This window comes from Rhodopirellula maiorica SM1 (assembly GCF_000346295.1).
Classification (GTDB): domain Bacteria; phylum Planctomycetota; class Planctomycetia; order Pirellulales; family Pirellulaceae; genus Novipirellula; species Novipirellula maiorica.
Genome location: NZ_ANOG01000635.1, coordinates 1 through 5,450, shown reverse-complemented (window position 1 = coordinate 5,450; position 5,450 = coordinate 1). Strand labels below are relative to the sequence as shown.

Sequence of the window (5,450 nt, the reverse complement as noted above, 5' to 3'; positions counted from 1 at the left end):
ACTCACCCGGTCGCGATCATCCGCACCGCAGCAACGATGTTTGGCAGCAGCGACAATGCGGACGCCCGTCGTCAATCGATCCAGTGGTGGGATCGCTTGTCAGCCGGGTTGCCGGTGGGCAGCGAGGCTTGGCATGAAGCCAAGATCGAGTCGATCCGGGCGATCAAACAGATCGGTGACGACGACGAAGCTCAACAACGGGCACGCTACATCCTGCTAACGCGTCCCCCGGACGCCCCCGACCTTCGCCGCCAATACGAAGAACTGCAACGGTAGTGGGAAGCCGTGATCGACGGAGCCAAGGTTTTCAACCACAAGTTTGATTCGCCATGTTGGCAACGATCGTCAATGTTCCGACAGCGGAATTATCCTGCGTTGTCACAGTGCGTTTGTTCATTCTGCAAGTAGTGACAGAAAAATTGGTGCGACAGAAAGATTAAGCGACGGCGACAGATCATGCTCACTGCTGTCGTCATTGACAAGGCTTTCTATCGCGTTGCGATGAGCGATGGCGACGGTCAAAAAAGTGAGTCAGGGGAGATAGAGGCCAGACGTTCCGCGATGCACTCCGTAATCTCACGTTCAATTTGCCGCCGCAAGAGCCAGCGTTTGAAAAACCCCGAGGCATTCCATTGGTGTGCGTGCTTCTGTTCGATCACGGGACGAACCTCGGCCTCGATGCCGTTCATTGCACGCTGGAGGCCATTGGCCACAAACTGTGACGACGTATTAAAAAATTGGACGCGGCGTGTCATAGAGATCATTTAACTTGCGACCACCAAGCAGGCTGTCAAAACACGAGCACAATCACCCGAATCAATTCATCAACTTATCATAAACGTTATACGCGGTTCACAAAATTGAAGCGTGACTTTGACTAGCAGAGGGACTCCGACGAGGAACCGGCATTCGCGATGCCCTGTCGCTGCTCAGCTACATCCGCTGGTCCAACGTTTATCCAGGGCAGGGTCATTGCCTCTTCACTTATTCGCGGCCTCAGCGGCTTCGACCTGTTCAGCTGCTTTTTGATACCAACGTGCTGCCTCGCCAAAATCTTCGATATCAGCGAATGCACTTGCAACCACTGCGAACGCATCCGCAAGCAGCTTCGGGTCGCTTTGTGATTTTGCGTCGCGGAATCGTACTGCAAACTCCTCCATTTTCTCAGACACACCTGGCAACGCACGGATTCGCCTTCCTTCGCGGGTAGAACATCCAAAAACAACTCCAGCCAGCTTGTCCCAATCACCCAGTCTTTCAGTACCCCTCGGATGCAATTGGATTGTGACTTCGGTCGTATCGCCAGGGATCAAATTAACCTTCTTGTAGCGACGGCCGAGAATGATAGGTAGTTCGTAGCTATCGCTAATAACTCCCACCGATCGATTCCCTTCGGGCAGCTCTAACGTGGCAATTCCGTTGCGATCAGTCGTCGCACGGAACGGCTGAGGAAAACCCTTGTCAATACTTGAATCGTAATCTCGATATCGCATCCGTCGTTCACCCTTCATAAGGGAGCCGCAATAGATCTGAGCTCCGCTGTTCCACCAAATGACGTTCGGCCAAGCTTCAACCGTCACGCCCGCGACGGGCTCGGCGTCCTCGTCAACCGCTTTCACCAGACAGTTCACTAGTGGCGTCATTTCGATCGTAATCGGCCCCTCGTCAAGTGGATCGAAAACCTGTGGGCGAATTACGTGAGTGTTAGCAGAGTCTCGTGGGCCTTCATATTCGGCGGGTGACTCGCCCGAACTTGCGATAAACCCGTCACATAAGGCGATGACTTGGATCTTCTCATCCATTGGCCAAGCCTCGACTGTGAAGGTTCCATCCGCTTGGATTGGCACCCAAGTATCCCACTCGACGCGGTTGTCGCTTGCCCCGCTCGGAGGCAGCGTACTGAGATTAATCCGTCCTGCAATAACGGGCCGTGGAACATTATCACTCAACACACCTTGGATAGGTGTTACCGGACTGAGCGGAACCTCTACCGCGAACGTATCGCGTTGTGGAACGTCGAAGTCCAAAATCTCACTAAAATGCGTAATACGATCCCCCTCCATTCTGGCGACGAGCACGCTGTGTCCGCCAGGCTTGATTGGCGGCAACCGAAGGCTGGTTTCGGTTCGCTCGATTGCGTCACTTGGCATCCAAGAGCGTCCGTCCGACCCGTATGCAAATAGTTTGCTCGTATCGGCAATCTCGCTGTCAATCGTCGGATGCAGTTCAACGGCGACACCTTTGTCGAGTATGACCTCATAAACCAAATCGCTCTCTAACGGGACATCGATGTGAATCGCGTCCGGAAACGCAAAGTCACGATGGTCGACAAAAATGGAGACTCCGATCGTACGGACCCCCTCACCCAAATCCTTGAAGAAAGGATACTCAATGATTGCGTCGCCTGCTCCACTTGTAACAACCGATTCCGGTTGGGCATGCGTCCGATCGTACTCGCCGTTCGGCCAACGACCATGCCCTTGTGCGCTTCGCAGTGCCCATGGAGTGATCGTTGCTCCCGAAACAGGCTCGCCTTTCGAATCGATAACGCGAATCGGAAGCGACTCCATCACCTGCACAGCCGCAAACCGATCAGACTTACCGTCGTCCACACTCGTAGCAGGTTCCGTTGCAATGCAGCAATGCGTCGTTGAGATCGACAGCAACAGTAGGACAGCACAAAATCGCTTGGCAATCGTCATTGGGAGAAGCTCAATGGATACGAGTAGATGTATTTTGACATCGAAAGTCGATCGATTTCGTGAGATTGTACGCGAGTCAGAGGTACAGCTGCAATCTATTGCTTGCGTTTGCTATTAAAGCAACGATTTGTCTTGGCACTGTATGATATGATTCGGGGCACACCCGGGCCCGCGCGGAGTCATTGCATCTTACAGATGCTCCGATGGATTCGTGGCCAAAGTCGTTGCACAGAAACCAATCCGCGAATGAGAGCACTCCAGTGCGAAGCAGATATCCGCTGTAGCAGCGACAGCACACCGCTCCACCCACCAAACTTCAGCTCATGGTCAGTTCACGCGGGCACTTCGTGCGGACGTGACATCAAAGGCGGAGAATCAGGTCCCTTACTTCCGTACAGGCCTCGCTCGACTTCGCGTTCATCGCAACGACCACAACCATGTTGCGTGCAGGGACAACGTAGAGTCCAGAATAATTCATGCCATTGGTCCCTGTGTGCCAATGAAGTTCACCGGGAACCCATTCAGGATTAGTGATCGTCCATCCGAGCCCGTAGTTTTGCTTTAGCTGGTCGGTGTGCAACCGAACAAAGGTTGGACGTGACACAAGTTTTGAAGTAACGGGACCGTATTGCAAGTGAACTTGCCCGAATAACGCGAGATCGGTCACACTGCAATGCACTCGGCTAGACGGTCCCATGCACGGTGCGTTATCAGCGGTTGGGCTGGCGGGTTTCATCTCCGCGCCCAGCCCGATGTGCCCACGCGGTTGATCGATCTCGTCGGGGCTTGAGGGTGGGCCGAAACCTGCCGTTTCCATTTTGAGCGGTTTGAAAATCATCTCGCTCATCATGTCTTCCCAGGATTGCCCCGTCGCCGCCTCGGCCATTGCGGCAGCGACGCAGAATCCAAAATTGGCGTACACATGTTGTGCACCAAGCGGTGCGACGGGCGGTTGCTTGAGCACAATCTCGACCATCTCTTTCCGCTGCTCAACGATATTCCCTTTGACTTCTCTAATCGCTGCACTGAGCTCGGGTGATTGACGTCGATCACTCGGCAAGCCGGAACGATGCAGTAGAAAATGCTCCAAGGTCGCATTGACGTATTCGGGACGAATTTTATCAATCAGCTCGGGAAACGCCTGCGCAACAGTTGTGTTCCAATTGAGCTTTCCTCGATCAACGAGCATGCCAAGCAGCATGGACGTCATCGGTTTCGATATTGATCCATGGTGGAACTTGTCCGCAACGGTCACCTCTTCGGCGGAATCCATCTGTCGCACCCCGACAGCCCCCACTCCTACAATTTGGTTCCCTTGAACGACCGCTGCCGCCAAGGCGGGAATCCCATATTTTTGTCGCACGGGTTCGAGCAATGCGTTCAGTGAGGCAACGTTACGTTGGACAAGAGGCGAAGTATTTGCCGTGGCTGGGCGTCGATCTCGATTTCGCTTGCTGTCCTGTCGCATCTCGTCCTGTCGATTGCGGACATACTCACGGTCGGACTCGCTGATCTTCGTTAATGGTACGGTGATGGTATCACCATCCGATTTGCGGAGCCGGATGGTCCGACCTCGGATGTCGATCAATTCAGCATCGACGGTGAATGATCCATCGGCGCTAGTCCAGGTGCGCGACAGCTCACCGATATCTTGCGCAGCGACAACGCAGATGCATACAAACGCAACGATCGCAAATGAAATAACCTTTCCGCAATTCAACATAGCAGGGGCACACCGGTTCAAATGGGTCCGAACTTCTTCACGTAGCTTGTTCTTCTTCCGGGGCGAGGGGACGAACGGTTCGCTTTGGGGTGCGCTCGCCCAGCACGCGAACTTGCCCTTACTGCTTGCCCTCCCTGCTTGCCCCCGACTTCGCAGCGGATGACAAAGGACGGTATTTTCATCTGCTACCGGTCAAGTGTCAAGTTTGTGGTCTGCCGCAAAACAGTCCATTGACTCGTTGATGCAATCGGTTGTTTGTTTCCCAGAAAACCCTTTGCTGCCGCCACCAACACTTGAGAACGAAGTATTTCTTCGGACTTTTTTCGGAGTGTCGCGGAAAGATCCTTTCGAACCTTACTTTTCATAACAACATCGCTGTCGAAACCCGCTGGGCCGCCACAGAAGAATGTTCGTTGATAGGTGTGCTCGTACTGTCACCTTCCCGCTATTTAGCTGCAATCAGCAACCGAGATCGAACGTGATCTTGCGTCTCGAATTTTGGGCGAGATCGGTAGCATCGCGACCAATTGATCCAGATCCACCGAATTCGGCACCCCGATCACAAGGGTGTGCAGTCGATCTAGCTGACGGTAGCGTAGCTTTAACCGGATCCGGTCCTGGCGATGGACAAACAATTGAATGGCAACGAATTGCTCGGCTTTGATCTGCACCCCCGTTTGACCATGTGATTTATTCAAGCGACTAGGACGCAACGTCACGCTCGGAGGAAAGACGGCAAGTATTCCGAATTGAAAAACCAACGCCAGCAGTATCATCGGCAGCGCGACAATCACATGCCACAGGTTGGGAAGGACCAGCCCTGGAACAGCAATCTTCAGCACGATTACAATCACGCCGCATGAAACCAATGTTCCAACGCAAATGTTTCTGATCGATTGACCATTCAAAACGCAGCGACATAGCGATTGCCAAAGCGGGGGCACAAACGCCCAGCGTGGGACCGACCATGTCATTTTCGATCTGCGAACCATTTCTTACACCCCATTTCAGTGCCGATATAGATC

At 53.4% G+C, this 5,450-nt stretch carries 3 protein-coding genes and 1 pseudogene; 1 reads left to right on the top strand and 3 read right to left on the bottom strand.

Annotated elements, in window-relative coordinates:
- Positions 1 to 276 (top strand): annotated as a pseudogene (locus tag RMSM_RS41135) (tetratricopeptide repeat protein); the annotation flags it as partial.
- A 704-nt stretch (positions 277 to 980) separates the two neighbouring features.
- Here the strand turns inward: RMSM_RS41135 and RMSM_RS20425 are convergent.
- The 3 genes from RMSM_RS20425 to RMSM_RS20410 all read right to left on the bottom strand — a co-directional run bounded on the left by RMSM_RS20425 (position 981) and on the right by RMSM_RS20410 (position 5,267).
- Positions 981 to 2,702 carry a hypothetical protein gene (locus RMSM_RS20425; protein ID WP_008700485.1) on the bottom strand — a complete coding sequence of 574 codons (1,722 nt, stop codon included), beginning with the start codon at positions 2,700 to 2,702 and terminating at the stop codon, positions 981 to 983.
- Between the two features lie 361 nt (positions 2,703 to 3,063).
- Positions 3,064 to 4,425, bottom strand: a complete 1,362-nt coding sequence (locus RMSM_RS20420) for a serine hydrolase (protein ID WP_008700483.1) — start codon at positions 4,423 to 4,425, stop codon at positions 3,064 to 3,066.
- A 449-nt stretch (positions 4,426 to 4,874) separates the two neighbouring features.
- On the bottom strand, positions 4,875 to 5,267 hold the full coding sequence (locus RMSM_RS20410) for a hypothetical protein (RefSeq protein ID WP_236622232.1): 393 nt from the start codon (positions 5,265 to 5,267) through the stop codon (positions 4,875 to 4,877).
- Positions 5,268 to 5,450: the final 183 nt, after the last annotated feature.

Excerpts from the sequence above, each read along its gene's own strand:
- RMSM_RS20420 (WP_008700483.1), bottom strand. The coding sequence starts at position 4,425 with ATGTTGAATTGCGGAAAGGTTATTTCATTTGCGATCGTTGCGTTTGTA.
- RMSM_RS20425 (WP_008700485.1), bottom strand. The coding sequence starts at position 2,702 with ATGACGATTGCCAAGCGATTTTGTGCTGTCCTACTGTTGCTGTCGATC.